Below are 1,147 nucleotides of genomic sequence, written 5' to 3'. Positions count from 1 at the left end.
TACGAACTAGCTGGTGCTTACACTCTAGGTCAAACAGTATTCACAACAACGTACAACAACGCAGAAACTAACAACGAAACTTCTGCAAACAACTTCGCTGTTGATGCATCTTACTACTTCAAGCCTAACTTCCGTGGTTACGTTTCATACAACTTCAACCTAATCGACTCTGGCGATAAACTAGGTAAAGTTGGTGGCAACACTACAGCATCTAAAGCTGATGCAGAAGACGAGCTAGCTCTAGGTCTACGTTACGACTTCTAATTCCAGTCTTTAGACTTGAATACTCAGTGCCCGCTTATCGCGGGCATTTTTTTATCTTTCATTTCTCATCTTAATAGCGCGTTCTTCTAACCACTTTGTCTCAATATTAATGATGAACCAAGCATTCTTGGATGCACCTAGCATATTGAGTGGACTTGCGTATACTCAATCACATAACTAACCCTAGAAAATCACACTATGCGTTTACGTTGGCCTCTACTCATTTCTTCTCTTATTTTTCCGCTATTGTCTTATGCGTATCCTCATCAAGAGGTATTGCCAGAGGGCGCCCGTATCAGCTTAGTTGCAGAAAAACTAAACGAAAGTTCCACGCTCGATGGTATCCGTCCAACAGACCAATTATTTCCACCAGCGAGCACATTAAAAATTGTCACAGCCTTAGCTGCTAAATTAGAGTTAGGGGACAGCTTTGCATTTCGAACAAAGCTTGAAACCTCGAGTTCCGATGCCGTTATCTACTTTGTCGGAGATCCCACCCTACAAACACAAGATTTGAAAGCGTTGCTGTCATTAGCGAAAAAAAATGGTTTAACGCGCATTAACGGTGACCTGTGGTTAGACAACAGTGCCTTTACAGGGTATGACCGAGCGGTGGGTTGGCCGTGGGACATTCTGGGGGTTTGCTACAGCGCTCCGGCTTCTAGCATTACACTCAACAACAACTGTGTCCAAGCTTCTATCTATACACAAAAAGATGGCGGGACTCGAGTCTATGTGCCTGAGCATCAACCTATTCGTGTTAAAAGTTCGGTCGAGACTGTTTCTAAGACGATTCAAAAGAGCCGCCATTGCGATTTAGACCTGCTTGCTCACCCAGACAATCACTACGAATTAAAAGGATGCTTAGTTGAACGAGAAAAGC

General features: G+C 43.5%; 2 protein-coding genes. Both read left to right on the top strand.

The window, feature by feature from the left end:
* On the top strand, positions 1–264 hold a 264-nt coding region (locus R7E78_RS24415; RefSeq protein ID WP_318058376.1), incomplete at its 5' end, for a porin.
* Between the two features lie 198 nt (positions 265–462).
* The coding region (dacB, locus tag R7E78_RS24410; protein WP_318058375.1) for a D-alanyl-D-alanine carboxypeptidase/D-alanyl-D-alanine-endopeptidase at positions 463–1,147 on the top strand (685 nt) is incomplete at its 3' end.

This window comes from Vibrio sp. YT-19(2023), from assembly GCF_033337395.1.
This window is presented reverse-complemented; position numbering and strand designations above follow the sequence as displayed.